The sequence below is a fragment of the uncultured Desulfobulbus sp. genome (assembly GCF_963662935.2).
GTDB lineage: Bacteria > Desulfobacterota > Desulfobulbia > Desulfobulbales > Desulfobulbaceae > Desulfobulbus.
The window spans coordinates 2,924,270-2,939,485 of record NZ_CAXXTL010000002.1 but is presented as its reverse complement, the minus strand read 5'-3'; the positions used below and the strand labels follow the sequence as shown (position 1 = coordinate 2,939,485).

Genomic DNA, 15,216 nt, shown 5'->3' with positions numbered 1-15,216 from the left:
CCCGCTCTAAATCGCCTTGCCTTTAAACTGGCTGGTGTAGAGGTGGTGATAGACTCCGCGTCGTTGCAGGAGGTGCTGATGGGTGCCCTGTTCGACAATCCGGCCCTCTTCGATCACAACTACGAGATCGGCATCACGGATGGTCGAGAGGCGATGGGCGATGACAAAACTGGTCTGCCGGTCCATGACCCGCAGCAGGGCCTGCTGAATGCGGGCCTCGGTGCGCGTGTCGACGCTGCTGGTGGCCTCGTCCAGAATGAGGATCAAGGGCCGGGCGAGGATGGCCCGGGCAATGGCCAGCAGTTGCCGCTGCCCCTGGCTAAGGTTGCCCGCCCGCTCCGCGAGATCGGTGTGGTAGCCCTGGGGTAACTGGCGGATAAAATGATCGGCATCGGCCATTTTCGCCGCCTCAACGCATTCTTGGTCGCTCGCGTCCAATCGCCCGAAGCGAATGTTCTCCAGCACCGATTCGGCAAAGAGAAAAGTGTCCTGGGGCACCAATCCAATGCAACGGCGAAGGTCGGACTTGGCAATCGCGCGCAGGTCGCGGCCGTCCAGGGTGATCCGGCCGGAATCGATCTCGTAAAAGCGGGTCAGCAAATTCATAATGGTGCTCTTGCCCGCACCAGTCGGCCCAACCAGGGCGATGGTTTGCCCCGCCGCCACGGCAAGATTCATCTCCCGGACCACCGGATGGCCCGGTTCATAGCCAAATCCAACCCCCTCGAAACACACCGCGCCCCTGATCCCATCCTTGGGCAACGCCAGGCCTTCGTCGATTTCCGGCGGTGTGTCGAGAATCTCGAAAATCCGTTCAGCCCCGGCCAGGGCCGCCTGGATGGAGTTGTAGATATTGGCGAGCAAGCGCAGCGGCTGGATGAAATTCTGACCATAGCTGATGAAGGTGGCGATGACGCCGATGCTGACCAGCCCGCGCAGGGCGAGCCAACCGCCCAATCCCGCCAGAATGATGACAAAAAAATTGCCGAGCACCCCGGTCACCGGCATAAGCAGCATACTGTAGTTGTTGGCGTAGACCCCGGCCTGGTAGACCCGCTCGTTCTCTTTCCGGAAGGCGGCGAGCACCGAATCGTTGCGGCCAAAGGCCTTGACCACTTTCTGCCCGCCGATGGCCTCCTCGGTGACCGCATTGAGATTGCCCAGCCGTTCCTGGAGATCGCGGTAGCCCTTGCGCGTATAGCCGGCGACAAAGCGGGTGAAGCCGATGATCACCGGCACCACCAGGACCGAGGCCAGGGCCAGCCAGTAATCGAGCACGAACATGGCAATCAGGATGCCGCCCAGGGACAGGACCCCGGCGAGTAAGGTGGTGACGTTCTGGGAGACAGTCTGGTTGACGGCGTCGATGTCGTTGGTCAACCGGCTCATCAGTTCGCCCGCTGGCAGGTGATCGAAAAATTTGAGCGGCAGCCGCTGAATATGGGCAAAGAGATCGCGGCGCAGGGTCTGCAGGGCCTGCTGGGAAATGGACGACATCAACCAAGCGGTCGCGACCTGAAAACCGTTGGCCAGCAGATAGACCAGGAGCATCCACAGGACGGTTTGCAGCAGCCCCTCGCTCTGGCCGGGACCGATGAACCGATCAATGGCCACCCCCATGAGATACGGGCCAGCCAGACCAAACAGGGTGTAGGCGATCACCCCGGCAAAAACCACCGTCAGACGCAGGCCAAAAGGCCGCAGAAAGGGCAGCAGCCGCAGCAGGGCGTGTTTCGGATTTTGAGCCGACTCGATCCTGCCGACCGCGCCCGGACGGGTCGGCTCCAGCCCTTGCCGCGCCGAGGGCGAGACCTGTTTCGTCGGGGTGCTCATCGTTGCCCCTCCTGTTCCCTCTGGGTGTCCTCTTCCAGGCCGTTGCCCAACTGAGAGGCATAGATTTCCTGATAGATGGGGCAGCGTGCCAGCAGTTCGTCGTGGGTTCCCTGGCTGGCGATGCGACCTTTCTCGAGGATGACGATCCGGTCGGCACCCAGCACCGTGCTCACCCGTTGGGCCACCACCAAGCGGGTATGCCGAAACGGCAGATGTTCCAAAGTCTCTTGAATACGAGTCTCGGTTTCGACATCAACAGCGCTAGTGCTGTCGTCGAGGATCAGGATGCGCGGCCGGGTCAACAGGGCCCGGGCGATGGCCAACCGCTGTTTCTGACCGCCGGAGAGATTGGTGCCGCGTTCCTCGATGAGGGTCTGGTAGCCCTGCGGCAGCCCGAGGATGAAGACATGCGCCTGGGCCGCCCGCGCCGCCTCTTCCACTTCGCGATCGCTGGCCTCCGGGGCGCCGTAGCGGATATTGTCGGCCACCGTGCCTGAAAAAAGGATGGTCTCCTGCGGAGTCACCGCGATCAACGAGCGCAGGGCCTCCTGTTGCAGGTCGCGGATATCAATGCCGTTCACACAGATCCGGCCGCTGCTCACCTCGTAAAACCGGGGCACCAGATTGACCAGGGTTGATTTGCCCGCGCCGGTGGCCCCGAGAATGGCCAGGGTCATGCCCGGCTCAATCGCCAGGTCGATATCCCGCAGAATCCATTCACTCGCACCGCCATTTTCACCACCGTTGCCGTTGCCGTAACGAAAACTCACCCCCTCGAAATCGATCCGCACCGGCGTGCCGGCCAGGCCGGCCTCGGTCAGCGACAGGGCATTCGCCCTGTCGACAACCTCCGGTTCCATGGTGAGCAGATCACTCAACCGCCGTGCCGAGGCGATGCCATTGGCCCAAGCGTTGGAGAGCATGGCCATCATGGCCAGCGGCGTCAGGGTAGTGAGCAGGTAGTTGGTAAAGGCGACAATCTGGCCCACGGTCAGCTCGCCCTTGGCTGCCGCAAGGCCCCCGGACCAGATCACCACCACCATGCCCGCATTGACGCACAGGGTCAGGAGCGGCGACATCCCGGACATGAAGCGCAGAATGCGGATGGAATGGCGGGTGAACTCGGTATTGGCCGAGGCAAACCGCGCGCCTTCGTGATCAGCGCGGACAAAGGCCTTGATCAGCCGGACCCCGGAGACGTTTTCCTGGAGCACGGTGTTGAGGCGGTCAAACTTCTGCTGGACCAATAGATAAAGTGGCTCCATGCGAACAATGAACAGCCAGATGACCCCGAGGGTAAGGAGGATCAGCGGGAGAAGCATCAACGCCAGAGACGGGCTGGTCCGCACCATGAGAATAAAGCTGCCCAGCATCAACAGGGGCGCCCGGGTGCCGATGCGCAGGGAGATATTGACGATGCGCTGGATGGCGGCGGTGTCGCTGGACAGCCGCACCATCAAACCGCCGGTTTTCATCCGGTCAAGGTTGCCGAAGCTCAAGCTCTGGATTTTCAGGAAGACGGTATCGCGCAGTTCGCGGGCCACGCCCTCGCCCACCTTGACCGAGAGAAAATTATTGCCAACTGCCATGGCCAAGCTGAGCAAGGAAATTAGCAGCATCAGCAGGCCGGTATGAACCACCATTTCCTGGTTTTGCGCGTGAATGCCCTGATCAATGATCCGCTGGATCAGGCGCGGGATGGAGAGATCGAGAATCACCAGGGCAACCAGACAGCACAGGGCCAGGATGACCGGTAGCCGATAGGGTTTGAGGAAGGGCAGGAAAAGACGGAGGAGATCCATGGTGGTTGCTGTTGGCGTATGCCGCTCCTCTTGGAGGGGAGATGAGGCTAATGGAATGCAAGTCAGGTTGACCGGGGAGGATTCTACACCTGTGCGTCCCTGGCAGGAAGCGGGAATTTCAATTGTCATTCCGGCGCTCGGCACAATCCCGGCGAGAAAGCTGGCGCCAAGAACCAGGCAGACTACCAGCCGAACCGGAGTAAGATTAGGAGAAAGCCTACTCTACCCACCAGTGTTCGCCGGCCATGAGTGGCCGGATGCGCCCTTCGGGGGCGGAGGCGGCTTGCATCGCCGCCGTGAGATCGCGGAACGGGACCTCGTAACCGGTATCCGCCAATTGGAAGGTGCGGTAGTGGGTGGGCAGCATCTGGGGTTGACCCAAATCATTATAAGCGCGGACCGCCTCTTCGGGATTCATGTGGTTGTAGGCCATGAACCAGCGGGGATCATAGTCGCCGACGGGCAGGACGGCTAAGCGAAAGGACCCGAATTTCTTTTTTGCCGCGCGGAAGGTGTCGCCGCCGCCGTAGCCGCTATCAGCCACGAAATAGACATTGCCGCCGGCGGTCGCCAGGACAAAAGCCGCCCAAAATGCCCGGTTGCGATCAAAGGGCGTTCGCGCCGACCAGTGGTGCATCGGTTCGAGATGCACCGTCAGATTCGGTGAGATCACCACTTGGTGGCCCCAGTCATGGGCTTCGATGGTGGCTTCGGGGATACGGTCATGGATGATACGGTCATTGCCCAGCGGAGTAATAATCCGTGGCCGGTCGCGCCGCCACAGCCGCTCGACGGATGCCAGATCAAGATGATCGTAGTGGTTGTGGCTGATCAGCACCAGGTCGATGGGCGGTACATCTTCAAAGCGGATTCCCGGCGGATGGACCCGCTTGGGGCCAATCCAGGTGAAGGGACTGGCCCGGTCCGACCAAACCGGATCAGTGAGGATGTTCAGCCCCTGCGTCTGGATGAGCAGGGTCACATGGCCGACAAATGAAATCCGCAACTGATTGCCCATGACTCGCTGCGGCGGCTTATCGGTGACCGGAAACTCGCTGTACTCGGGCCAGGGCTGGGGCTGGCGCGTCCAGTACCACTTCAAAACCTCCAGCAATCCTTTGTCCATCGGCTTGCCAGGGTTAAAAAACCGCTCACCATCAAAATGATCGGAGACCGGGCCTTGGTAATGGCGCGGCGCACAGGAAATCTGCATGATCAGTACAAGAACGGAAAGAAAGTTGAGTTTGTGTGGCATAAGCGCCCTTGTTGCAAGAATGAACCAGCTTATTCCTTTTTCCTCCCGGCAATGAGGGAAAATATAAATCCCATCTCGGAAAAGACAATTTTCCTATGCTGTTCTTCGTCCTCAGCGCTTTGCCCACGCCCGAAAAAAGGTGTAACAGAAGATCCCCTCAGGCTCAGCGGCCCGTTCCAGATCGCTGATACCTTGGTCCCAAGCGGCCGCGTCTATCAGGCCTTGATCGATAGCCTGCTCACGCACCCCCCGGACCATGGCAATAAAGGTGTTGCGGGAGAAACCCTCGATCAGATCCGACTGGGAGCCATCGACATAGACCATGCGCGGCTCGACCCGCGGCTGGGCAAATCCTGCCTGTGTCAACAGGGGGTATAACCTGCGGCCGATCAGTCCATCGCCGCCCAACCCGGCCTGGAGTTGCACCAGGCAGTCAACAGTGCGTCGGGCCATGGCGGTCTCTGGGTGGCAGTAAAAGGAGCCATGATCCCCCTCGATCACTGTGATCGTGCCGCCCGATTTGAGAAGCTGCCGAAGAGCGGTCAGAGCGCCGACCGGATCTGCAAGGTGTTCAAGAACGAAACAGACGAAAATATGGTCAAATTGCTGCTCGGCAAAGGGTGGCTCGAAAATATCGCCCTGCTGGAGGCTAACATTGGTCAGACCTTGGACCGCGATGGCCTCTGCCGCTGTGTGCAGCGAGGCGGCGGAGATATCCATTGAGACAAAATGGGTGTGCGGATGAGCGGCAGCAAGAAACACGGTTTGGCAGCCGGTGCCGCAGCCGGCCTCCAGCACCGTTGTCCCCTTGGGGTATTGGAGTTCTTCGTACAGCAGCCGGGCCAGGGTTGTCGCCTGATCTTTGAGCCGTAGTCCCTCTTCCGCCGAATAACCATGCACATAGCTTGCCATCGTCGCCTCCTTGTTGGGATAGATGTTGCGTGAGGGGGCGATTGTACAGTGAAAAGCGTTTAGGCGTCTTGTACGGAATTGCGGAGTTGACCGGGCGTATAGCCCATAATGCGCTTGAAGATTTTGGTCAGATGGCTCTGGTCGGCAAAGCCGGTCTGCAGGGCGGCATCGGCGATGGGCAACCCCAAAGCGAGCAGCTCCTTGGCTTTGTGGGCGCGCAACTGCATCAGCCAGGCATGGGGTGTGAGGCCGGTTTGCCGGGTAAAAACGCGGATAAAGTGATAGGGGCTCAGGCAGGCAATGGCAGCCAGGGTATCGACGGCCAAATCCTCACCGAAGTGGGCGTCGAGGTAGTCGATCACCCGCCGGATGGGAGCCTCCTCCCTGCCCGCCCGAACCACGGTCGGCGGCTCATAGGTGTGCCGGACCAGTAACCGGGAGAACATCTCCAAAAGCATCGTTTCCCTCTCCAGCCTTGCCACTCGGATGTCGCCCAACTGCCCATGCACCTGGCGGATCAGGCCGGCAAGGTCCGGATCCTCGATCACCCCCTGAGTGAAAAATGGCAAGGAGGTCGGGCGTTCGCACACAGCCTGGGTCATGTGCTGGAGAAAATCCGCAGAAAAATAGAACATCCGGTAGGTCCAACCGCTCTCCGTGGCGGCCTGGCCGGTATGGACCTCATCGGGGTTGACGGTGTTGATCCAGCCCGCTGGGGCCACTACGTTCTCGCCCCGGTAGTAAAAGCCGAGCGCCCCCTGCTCTATTACCCCAACCCCGTACCCCTCGTGACTATGCCGGGGGAAGGTGCGGGTATGAAAGCTGGCCCGCATCAACTGCAGACCGGGCATCTCCGCCAATGAGCGAATATCCACCTGTTCACCGGTTGTCAACCCGTCCGCATTCTTCCTCATTCCTGCACCTTAACTGCTTCATGCCAAAAACGCTGCGAGACTGCCCTTCTTGTACCCAACACCGAGTATTGGGTACAGCAAAAATCTCCCCTCATCCGCAGTTTTTCAAGAAGAAAAGCATCACTGCTGCAAAACCAAAGAGGGCTAACCCTATCGCATGCTCCCCAAAAAACGGCGCCCACCGCTTGGGCAGCTCGATCCTCGAACCGGTCGAGCAACTTTTTCTCACTTTGCGGCCAAAAGAAACCAAAATTGTTTTGATTATTTCAATTTGGTCCTTTAACGTCGCTTGGTTATCCTTTTTTCCCCTTGAGTTTGTTCGATCCCTCATCTGGCGCTCGTCATTTGAAAAAAACTTATACAAGGAGATCCATGATGCACCCAGCCCCTCCCGGTCAGAAAACGCTGTACAAGCCCACTCACAAAGTTCGTTTTGTTACCGCGGCCTCGCTCTTTGACGGCCACGATGCCACCATCAACATCATGCGCCGCATTCTCCAATCCACCGGAGTGGAAGTTATCCATCTCGGCCACAACCGTTCGGTGCAGGAAATTGTCAATGCCGCTTTGCAGGAAGACGTCCAAGGCATTGCCATCACCTCCTACCAAGGCGGCCACGTCGAATTCTTCAAATACATGATCGACCTGCTGAAGGCGGGAGGCGGCGAAAACATCAAGGTATTCGGTGGTGGCGGTGGGGTGATTGTGCCCGAGGAGCTGAGCGAGCTGCACGCCTACGGGGTCAGCCGGATCTATACGCCGGAGAACGGCCAGAGCATGGGCTTGCAGGGGATGATCAACGAAGTGGTCGAGATTGCGGACATTGATCTCGCCCCGCTCGCCCCGAAGCCGGATGCGGTCCTAGCCGGACTGCAAAAAGGCGACCGCCGGATGCTTGCAAGAGTCATCACCGGACTGGAAAACGGGGCCTATCCGGATGTGCTGCGCCAACAGATCAAGGAGGCGGCAATGGCCAGCAAGACGCCGGTGCTCGGCATCACCGGCACCGGAGGCGCGGGCAAATCCTCGCTCACTGACGAACTGGTCCGCCGTTTCCGCCTCGACCAGGAGGATAGCCTCCACCTGGCCATCATCAGCATCGATCCCTCCCGCAAACGCACCGGCGGCGCCCTGCTCGGCGACCGTATCCGCATGAACGCCATCGAGCACCCGAACATCTACATGCGCTCGCTTGCCACCCGCGAGACCGGCTCCGAGATCTCCGCTGCTCTGCCGGAGGTGATTGCCGCCTGCAAGCTATCCGGGTTTGACCTGGTCATCGTCGAAACCTCCGGCATCGGCCAGGGCAATGCCGCCATTGTGCCCTATGTCGATTGTTCGCTTTATGTGATGACCCCGGAATTTGGCGCGGCCTCGCAGCTGGAAAAGATCGACATGCTCGATTTCGCCCACTTCGTGGCGATCAACAAATTCGACCGCAGCGGAGCCGAAGATGCCCTGCGCGACGTGCGTAAACAGTATCAACGCAACCACGAGGCCTTTGCCACCCCGACCGACCAGATGCCGGTCTTTCCCACAATTGCCGCCCGGTTCAACGACGAGGGGGTGACAGCCCTCTTCCAGGCCATGCTGCCGACCCTGGAGAAATTCGGCCTCCAGCTCAAACCGGGCCGCCTGCCTCAGGTTGCCACGCCTAAATCGGCCAGCAACCGGGCCATCGTGCCGGCGGAACGCACCCGTTATCTGGCTGAGATTGCCGATTGCCTGCGCGGCTACCATGCCCATGTCGAAGCCCAGGTAAAAAAGGTGCGCGAGCGGCAGGCACTGGGGATGAGCAAAGATCTGTTTTCGATCTGCGGCAAGCCGGTGGCCAGCTTTGATGAACTGCTCGAGTGGAAAGAAGGGGAACTCGATCCCCAGACGAAAAAAATGCTCGACCGGTGGCCGGAACTGGTAGGCCAATACGGCGGCGAGGAACATGTCGTCAGAATCCGTGACAAGGAGATGCGCACCCAGTTGACCCGCACCTCGCTCTCCGGCTCTACCATTCGCAAAGTCTACTTGCCGCGCTATCAGGATGAGGGCGAGATTCTGCGCTTTCTGATGAAAGAAAATGTCCCTGGATTCTTCCCCTACACCGCCGGGGTTTTCCCTTTCAAGCGGGAGAACGAGGATCCGACGCGCATGTTTGCCGGCGAGGGCGACGCCTTCCGCACCAATCGGCGGTTCAAGACGGTCAGTGCCGGGATGCCGGCCCACCGCCTCTCCACCGCCTTTGACTCGGTGACCCTCTATGGATGCGACCCGGACGAGCGGCCCGACATCTACGGCAAGATCGGCAACTCGGGCGTGTCCATCGCCACTCTGGACGACATGAAAGTCCTCTACAGCGGTTTTGACCTCTGCGCGCCAACCACCTCGGTCTCCATGACCATCAATGGCCCGGCACCGATCATTTTGGCCTGCTTCTTCAACACGGCGCTTGATCAACAGATCGATCAATTTTTTGCCCAAAACGGCCGCCAGCCTACGGTCGAGGAAGTTGCGGAAATCCGCTGCCGGGTCTTCTCAACGGTGCGCGGCACGGTGCAGGCCGACATCCTCAAGGAAGACCAGGGTCAGAACACCTGTATTTTCTCCACCGAGTTTGCCCTGAAGATGATGGGCGATATCCAGCAATATTTCGTCGACCACCAGGTACGCAATTTCTATTCGGTCTCCATCTCCGGCTACCACATCGCCGAGGCCGGGGCCAACCCGATCTCCCAGCTGGCCTTCACCCTGGCCAACGGGTTTACCTACGTCGAGGCCTACCTGGCACGCGGCATGCACATCGACGATTTTGCCCCCAACCTGAGCTTCTTCTTCTCCAACGGCATGGAACCGGAATATTCGGTCATTGGCCGGGTTGCCCGCCGCATCTGGGCCGTGGCCATGAGGAACAAGTACGGCGGCAACGAGCGTTCACAGAAGCTGAAATACCACATCCAAACTTCGGGACGGACGCTGCATGCCCAAGAGATGGCCTTCAACGACATCCGCACCACCTTGCAAGCGCTGATCGCCATCTACGACAACTGCAACAGTCTGCATACCAACGCCTTTGACGAGGCGATCACCACCCCCACCGAGGAATCGGTGCGGCGGGCCATGGCCATTCAACTGATCATCAACCGTGAATGGGGCATGGCCATGAACGAGAACCCCAACCAGGGTGCCTTTCTCATTGATGAACTCACCGATCTGGTCGAGGAGGCCGTCTTGAAGGAGTTCGAGGCCATTGCCGCCCGCGGCGGCGTGCTCGGCGCCATGGAGACCGGCTACCAGCGCAGCAAGATCCAGGAAGAGTCACTCTACTACGAGCACAAGAAGCATGATGGCTCCTATCCGATCATCGGGGTCAACACCTTCCGTAACCCCAAGGGAGAGGCGCCGATCGAGATCGAGCTGGCCCGTTCAACCGAAGAAGAAAAACAGTCGCAGATCAAGCGGCTGCGGGATTTTCAAACACGCAACGCCGAGGCGGCCGGACCGATGCAGGAACGGCTCAGACAGACGGTGATCAACAATGGCAACGTCTTTGCCGAACTGATCGACGCAGTCCGCGTCTGTTCGCTCGGCCAAATTACTGAAGCCCTGTACGAGGTGGGCGGCCAGTATCGCCGCTCAATGTGAACACCGATCCGGCTTGCTCACCAAGGCGAGCCGGATTGAACTGGATAACAAATGACTCCATTGCCCGATTTCCGACTGTACAGGGTGTACAATGACTCTCTCCAGGAGAATGAAAAATGCCCCGCCCGGATAAGACCGGCGGGGCATTTCTTGGCGGCAATCGATAAGCAAACTGGGTCGACAATTCTATTCCAACCAAGTTTGTAGAGCTATTCTTTCTTCTCCTCCTTCCGGAACGCTGACTCCTCAAACCGAAGATCCATCTGCACCAACTTGCGGTAGAGGCTCTCACGGCCCATCAGTTCCTCGTGGCTCCCCTGCTCGACAATTTGCCCCTGATCCATGACGAGGATCCGGTCCGCCCGGCGAATGGTGGAGAGTCGATGAGCGATGACCAGCGAGGTGCGGCCGTGGAAACCGGCCTCAATGGCCTGCTCCAGCATATTCTCCGATTCGGTGTCGATCGAGGCGGTGGCCTCATCTAACACCAGAATGGCGGGGTCTCGGTACAGAGCGCGGACAAAGGAAAGCAACTGCTTTTCCCCGAGGCTGAGACTGAGGGCCCCTTCGCCGATGCGAGTGTCCAGCCCCTGGGGCAGTCGGCCGATAAAGGCGTTTAAGCCGGTCCGGGTCAAAATAGCGGCCAACCGCTCCTCATCCCGTTCCTGGTCGAGGATGACGTTAGCCCGTACCGTATCCGGCATGATGAAAATATCCTGCATGATAATGCCGACCCGCCGCCGCAGGACCTCAAGAGGAATCTGGCGGACATCCTGGCCGTCGATCCGCACCTCTCCCGTTATTGGATCATAAAAGCGCACCAAAAGAGAAATCAGGGTCGACTTGCCGGCGCCGGTGGCTCCAACCAGAGCGACTGTCTCGCCTGGGGCGATGGTCAGATTGATGTCTTTGAGGATCAACTGGCCCGGTTCATAACCGAAACTCACCCCCCTGAACTCTATAGCCCCGCCCGTGAGCATCGTCTCAGTCGCATGCCCCGGGGCAAGCACTGCCATGGCGGAATGCGTGTCCAGGGTCTGAAAGATGCGCTCCGCCGAGGCCATGGCCGATTGGACGATGCTGTATTTTTGGGAAAGCTCGCGCAACGGCTGAAAAAAGAGCCGCATGTACGAGATAAAGGCCGCCAGTTCGCCGATGGTCAGGTGCTGCCGGATGACCTCGCCACCGCCGTACCAGATGATCAGGGCAATGGCTGCGGAGCTCATCAGTTCGGTCAGCGGCATAAAGGCCCCGAACACTTTGATCTGGCTGAAGGAGCGCAACAGGTACCCCTGGGTCAGGTCGCTGTGGGTGCGGCTGCTCCGCTCCTGGCCGCCGAAGCTCTGGATCACGGCAACCCCGGCCAGTGATTCGGCAAGGAAGCTGTTGATTTTGGCCATCTGCGAGCGAATGGCTCGAAACTGCTCGCGGGCAAAGCGGGAAAACACCAGGGTGGTCACTGTGGCCAAAGGGACGAAGACTGCCATCACCAGGGCCAGGCGCCCATTCATCAGGGCCAGAAACCAGAAGATGCCCACCAGCTTGAGACCGTCGTTAAACAGGCTGACCATTACTGAGGTGAACATCTCGTGCATGTTCTGGATATCATTGGTCAAGCGGGTGACCAGACGGCCAGCCGGCTGATTGTGGAAATAGCGGAGATCCAGGGTCAACAGATGGGCAAAAAGGTCTTGGCGCAAACGGTGCATGACCGACTGGCCGATCCACTCGAGCATGACCACCTGGCAGAAGGTAACCAAAAAAATGACCACGACCAGGAGCCCGTATTGCACCGTCACCCGGCCGAGTCCGGCAATCCGCTCCGGACCACTCAAGGCGTCAGTCACAATGTAGTGATCGATCCCCAGTTGCATCAGCCGGGGTAGACCAAGTGTAGCAACGGTGACAACCAGGGACAGCAGCACCGCCCCGGCCAGGCCAAGAGCATGACCCCGGCAGTACCCGAGTATCCGCTGCCAGAGCCGGGCATCGCTAACGGAACCAACCTTCCCCTCTTCCGAATAGCCGAAATTATGCATGGTTCTGTTGTTTCTCCGCCATAACACGATAAAAGGGGTTGGCCAGCAGATCCTCGTGCCGCCCCTCATCGACGATCCGCCCCTGATCGAGCAGGACGATCCGGTCGGCATGACGCAGGACATTGACCCGGTGGGAGATGAGCAGCACCGATTTCCCCTTGAGGGTGGAGAGAATGCCCTGCAGCACCTGCTGTTCGGTCTCGACATCGATAGCGGACAGGGCGTCGTCGATGATCAGCAGGGGCCGGTCGCAGAGCAGGGCCCGCGCCAGGGCCAGACGCTGCCGCTGCCCGCCGGAGAGCTTCACCCCCCGCTCGCCGATGATCGATTGGTACCCTTCGGCAAAACCGGCAATATCGGCATCAATGGCCGCAGCCCTGGCGGCCGCCTCGATCTCGGCCATGGTCGCATCAATCCTCCCCAGAGCAATGTTGGCGGCGATGGTGTCGGCAAAAACCACCGGTTCCTGGCCGACATAACCGATGCAACCACGCACATCGGCCTGGGAGAGACGGTTGACGTCCATACCCCGGAAAAAAAGCCTGCCATCCGCCACCGGATACATTCTCAGCAGCAGCTTGCACAGGGTCGACTTACCCGAACCGGTGCGGCCCGCCATACCGACCAGGCCGGGCCCGATCTCCAGGTTGAGGTCGGTGAGGGCCGGACGGACAGCCGCCCCATAGGTAAAACTCAGATGCCTGCAGACATAGCTGGTCGTTGGAGTCTGGGGAAGGGTCAAGGTTGGCCCAATGCTGACCACCGGCTGCTGGTCAAGCAGATGATGGATCCGGCGCAGACTGGTGATGCCCCGCTGGGCGAGGTTGGCAACCCAGCCGACCGCCATCATGGGCCAGATGAGCATGTAGAGATAGCTGACAAAGGCGACAAACGAACCGATGGTGATCCCGCCGTCGATGACCAGGGCGCCGCCGTAATAGAGCAGCAGCAACATGCCGATGTTGCCCACCAGGGTGGCGATGGGGAAGAGCAGTCCTTGGATGGCGGCCACCTTGAGGTTGCTCTGCACATAGGCCTCGCCCAGGGCACGGAACCGCCCTTCCTGCAACCGCTCCAGGGTGTAGGCCTTGATCAGCCGGATCGATACCAGGGTGGCGCGGGCAAATTCGGTGAGCAGGGAAAACTGTTCCTGCACCAGGTTGAACCGGTGGTGGAGCCGACCGGAAAGAATGCGGGTACAGACAATCAGAAGCGGCATCGGCAAGAGCGCAATCAGGGTCAGCTTGACGTTGATCGCCAGCATAAACCCCAGGGCCGCCGACGACATCACCAGGGCATCCACCGCCGCCACCAGCCCCATGCCGCAGGCCATCTGAATCGTTGCCAGATCGTTGCTGGCATGGGCCATGAGATCGCCGATGGTCCACCGCTCAAAAAAAGGCTGGTCCATGCGCAACACATGATCAAAAAGCCGGTCGCGCAGCTTCTTTTCCAGAATCCGGGAAAACCCGATAATCAGAAAGCGCCAAAGGAAACGGAGCACCGCCACTACCACCGCCACCACAAGGACGTACAGGCTCAGCTCAAGCAGCAGCGGCGAGGTGGCGGTGCCGGCGGAGAGCGAGTCCACCGCCGATTTGACAAAACGGGGAATGATCAGTTGGAGAAAATCGACCACCACCAGGGCCAAAAAACCGCAGGCAAGCCGCAGCCAATGCGTCCTGAAAATCGGGCGGAGCAGGCGAAGCAGGGCGGCGAGGGTGGCCTCTTGCCTCTGATCCCGAGTAGGACCGGAATTGGCGCCGGCAGGAGAGATGGTCATGGGAGGGAAGGCAAGAGTTCTTCGTAGGCGGCGGTCAGACGGATAAACTGCTCGGTATCGCCGCCTTTGTCCGGATGGAGCTCATGAGCTTTTTGCCGGTAGATCCGGGTGAGATCTTTTTTACGCATACCCGCCAACTGCTCGCTGCTGAGCTCAAAAATGGTGAACGCCTGGGTTCGCGTCATCCTCTCGCCATCGGCGTAGCTGCTGCGATGGAAACGCCGGGACCGCTGGGAACGGGAAAAGCGAGACCAGATTGCCGGGTCTTCCGGGGGAGCGTCGAAATACATGATCAGATAGCGAACCAAGGAGTACGGCAGGCGGCCGTTTTGGGTAAACCCTTGCCAAAAATCGCGATCCGCGGCCAAGCGGCAGATCTCCTCGACAAAAAAGGTGTCCAGCCGTTCCCGGTTAAGCGCCTGGGGAATGGAGTGGGCATAGCTCTCATGAAAAAAACGCTGCAAATCGAAGATGGTAAAAAGATAACTCTGATAATCGCGGGGCGGCAGGGCTTGTTCGCGTTCCAGAATCATCTGCTCGATTTCATCCCGGCTTTTGTCGAGCAGGACAATGTAGAGGGCCGAGGTCTTTTCGACGGTTTCCGCCGAAGTCCGCCCCATCCGGAGGAAATGAATCCGTCTCCGGTCCATGACATGGGTCTCGTTGAGCGCCCGGCCAAGCAAGGCCTCATCCGCCCGCTGCCAGTTGCGGTATGTATGCCGGTTGCGAAACGGTTGCAGCCTATTTTTGATGTAGGGGTCGATAAATGGAAACAACAGCTCTTCAAGTTCTCCATAGGGGGCGGACACCCCCTGCAGACGCAGGCGGCCAAGAAAATCCTCATCAATATGAAACGAGGATTCGCCACTGTAGACAATAAAACGGCCGGGATCTCGGCCCAATTCAGCAAGTTCGCGGGAATAGAGGATGCCGCCGCTACGGTAGGATTCCCGGAGAACATACTGCGACTGCCGGGAACCCATCTCCTTTCGGGCAAGATACATAGAGGGACAAACTCAGAGAAATGGATCGGGGAGAAGTA

Annotated in this window: 10 protein-coding genes; 1 reads left to right on the top strand and 9 read right to left on the bottom strand. The window is 59.4% G+C overall.

The genetic code is table 11. The features are described from left to right. Positions 1-6 precede the first annotated feature (6 nt). From ACHZCX_RS17325 to ACHZCX_RS17300, 6 genes are all read right to left on the bottom strand, one after another. Positions 7-1,833, bottom strand: coding sequence for an ABC transporter ATP-binding protein (locus ACHZCX_RS17325; RefSeq protein ID WP_319588453.1), 1,827 nt, complete (start codon positions 1,831-1,833; stop codon positions 7-9). Continuing rightward, entirely contained in the window at positions 1,830-3,764 is a 1,935-nt protein-coding gene (locus tag ACHZCX_RS17320; RefSeq protein ID WP_319588452.1) for an ABC transporter ATP-binding protein, read from the bottom strand. Before ACHZCX_RS17320 ends, ACHZCX_RS17325 begins: the two co-directional genes overlap by 4 nt. 88 nt (positions 3,765-3,852) lie before the next feature. After that, positions 3,853-4,890, bottom strand: a complete 1,038-nt coding sequence (locus ACHZCX_RS17315) for an MBL fold metallo-hydrolase (protein WP_319588451.1) — start codon at positions 4,888-4,890, stop codon at positions 3,853-3,855. 111 nt (positions 4,891-5,001) lie between these two features. Then, the gene (locus tag ACHZCX_RS17310; protein ID WP_319588450.1) at positions 5,002-5,802 is read right to left on the bottom strand and encodes a methyltransferase domain-containing protein; all 801 of its coding nucleotides are present in this window, start codon (positions 5,800-5,802) and stop codon (positions 5,002-5,004) included. Positions 5,803-5,861: 59 nt separating this feature from the next. Next, positions 5,862-6,716, bottom strand: a complete 855-nt coding sequence (locus ACHZCX_RS17305) for an AraC family transcriptional regulator (protein ID WP_319588449.1) — start codon at positions 6,714-6,716, stop codon at positions 5,862-5,864. A 91-nt stretch (positions 6,717-6,807) separates the two neighbouring features. After that, positions 6,808-7,047 carry a hypothetical protein gene (locus ACHZCX_RS17300; RefSeq protein WP_319588448.1) on the bottom strand — a complete coding sequence of 80 codons (240 nt, stop codon included), beginning with the start codon at positions 7,045-7,047 and terminating at the stop codon, positions 6,808-6,810. Between the two features lie 41 nt (positions 7,048-7,088). Here ACHZCX_RS17300 and icmF point away from each other — a divergent pair, with 41 nt between their 5' ends. After that, positions 7,089-10,352, top strand: coding sequence for a fused isobutyryl-CoA mutase/GTPase IcmF (gene icmF, locus ACHZCX_RS17295; protein WP_319588447.1), 3,264 nt, complete (start codon positions 7,089-7,091; stop codon positions 10,350-10,352). A gap of 209 nt (positions 10,353-10,561) precedes the next feature. Here icmF and ACHZCX_RS17290 read toward each other — a convergent pair whose 3' ends face one another. Genes ACHZCX_RS17290 through ACHZCX_RS17280 form a run of 3 tightly spaced genes read right to left on the bottom strand, consistent with a single transcriptional unit; the run spans position 10,562 to position 15,178 of the window. Then, positions 10,562-12,391: an ABC transporter ATP-binding protein gene (locus ACHZCX_RS17290; protein WP_319588446.1), complete on the bottom strand. Its 1,830-nt coding sequence runs from the start codon at positions 12,389-12,391 to the stop codon at positions 10,562-10,564. After that, positions 12,384-14,174 carry an ABC transporter ATP-binding protein gene (locus ACHZCX_RS17285; protein ID WP_319588445.1) on the bottom strand — a complete coding sequence of 597 codons (1,791 nt, stop codon included), beginning with the start codon at positions 14,172-14,174 and terminating at the stop codon, positions 12,384-12,386. Before ACHZCX_RS17285 ends, ACHZCX_RS17290 begins: the two co-directional genes overlap by 8 nt. Then, a complete protein-coding gene (locus tag ACHZCX_RS17280) occupies positions 14,171-15,178 on the bottom strand; it encodes a hypothetical protein (protein ID WP_319588444.1) in 1,008 nt (335 codons plus the stop codon). Before ACHZCX_RS17280 ends, ACHZCX_RS17285 begins: the two co-directional genes overlap by 4 nt. Positions 15,179-15,216 lie beyond the last annotated feature (38 nt).

Coding starts and splice junctions, on each gene's coding strand:
- ACHZCX_RS17290 (WP_319588446.1), bottom strand. CDS start 12,391: ATGCATAATTTCGGCTATTCGGAAGAGGGGAAGGTTGGTTCCGTTAGC.
- ACHZCX_RS17305 (WP_319588449.1), bottom strand. CDS start 6,716: ATGAGGAAGAATGCGGACGGGTTGACAACCGGTGAACAGGTGGATATT.
- ACHZCX_RS17300 (WP_319588448.1), bottom strand. CDS start 7,047: ATGAGGGATCGAACAAACTCAAGGGGAAAAAAGGATAACCAAGCGACG.
- ACHZCX_RS17325 (WP_319588453.1), bottom strand. CDS start 1,833: ATGAGCACCCCGACGAAACAGGTCTCGCCCTCGGCGCGGCAAGGGCTG.
- ACHZCX_RS17320 (WP_319588452.1), bottom strand. CDS start 3,764: ATGACAATTGAAATTCCCGCTTCCTGCCAGGGACGCACAGGTGTAGAA.
- ACHZCX_RS17285 (WP_319588445.1), bottom strand. CDS start 14,174: ATGACCATCTCTCCTGCCGGCGCCAATTCCGGTCCTACTCGGGATCAG.
- ACHZCX_RS17310 (WP_319588450.1), bottom strand. CDS start 5,802: ATGGCAAGCTATGTGCATGGTTATTCGGCGGAAGAGGGACTACGGCTC.
- ACHZCX_RS17280 (WP_319588444.1), bottom strand. CDS start 15,178: ATGTATCTTGCCCGAAAGGAGATGGGTTCCCGGCAGTCGCAGTATGTT.
- ACHZCX_RS17315 (WP_319588451.1), bottom strand. CDS start 4,890: ATGCCACACAAACTCAACTTTCTTTCCGTTCTTGTACTGATCATGCAG.
- icmF (WP_319588447.1), top strand. CDS start 7,089: ATGATGCACCCAGCCCCTCCCGGTCAGAAAACGCTGTACAAGCCCACT.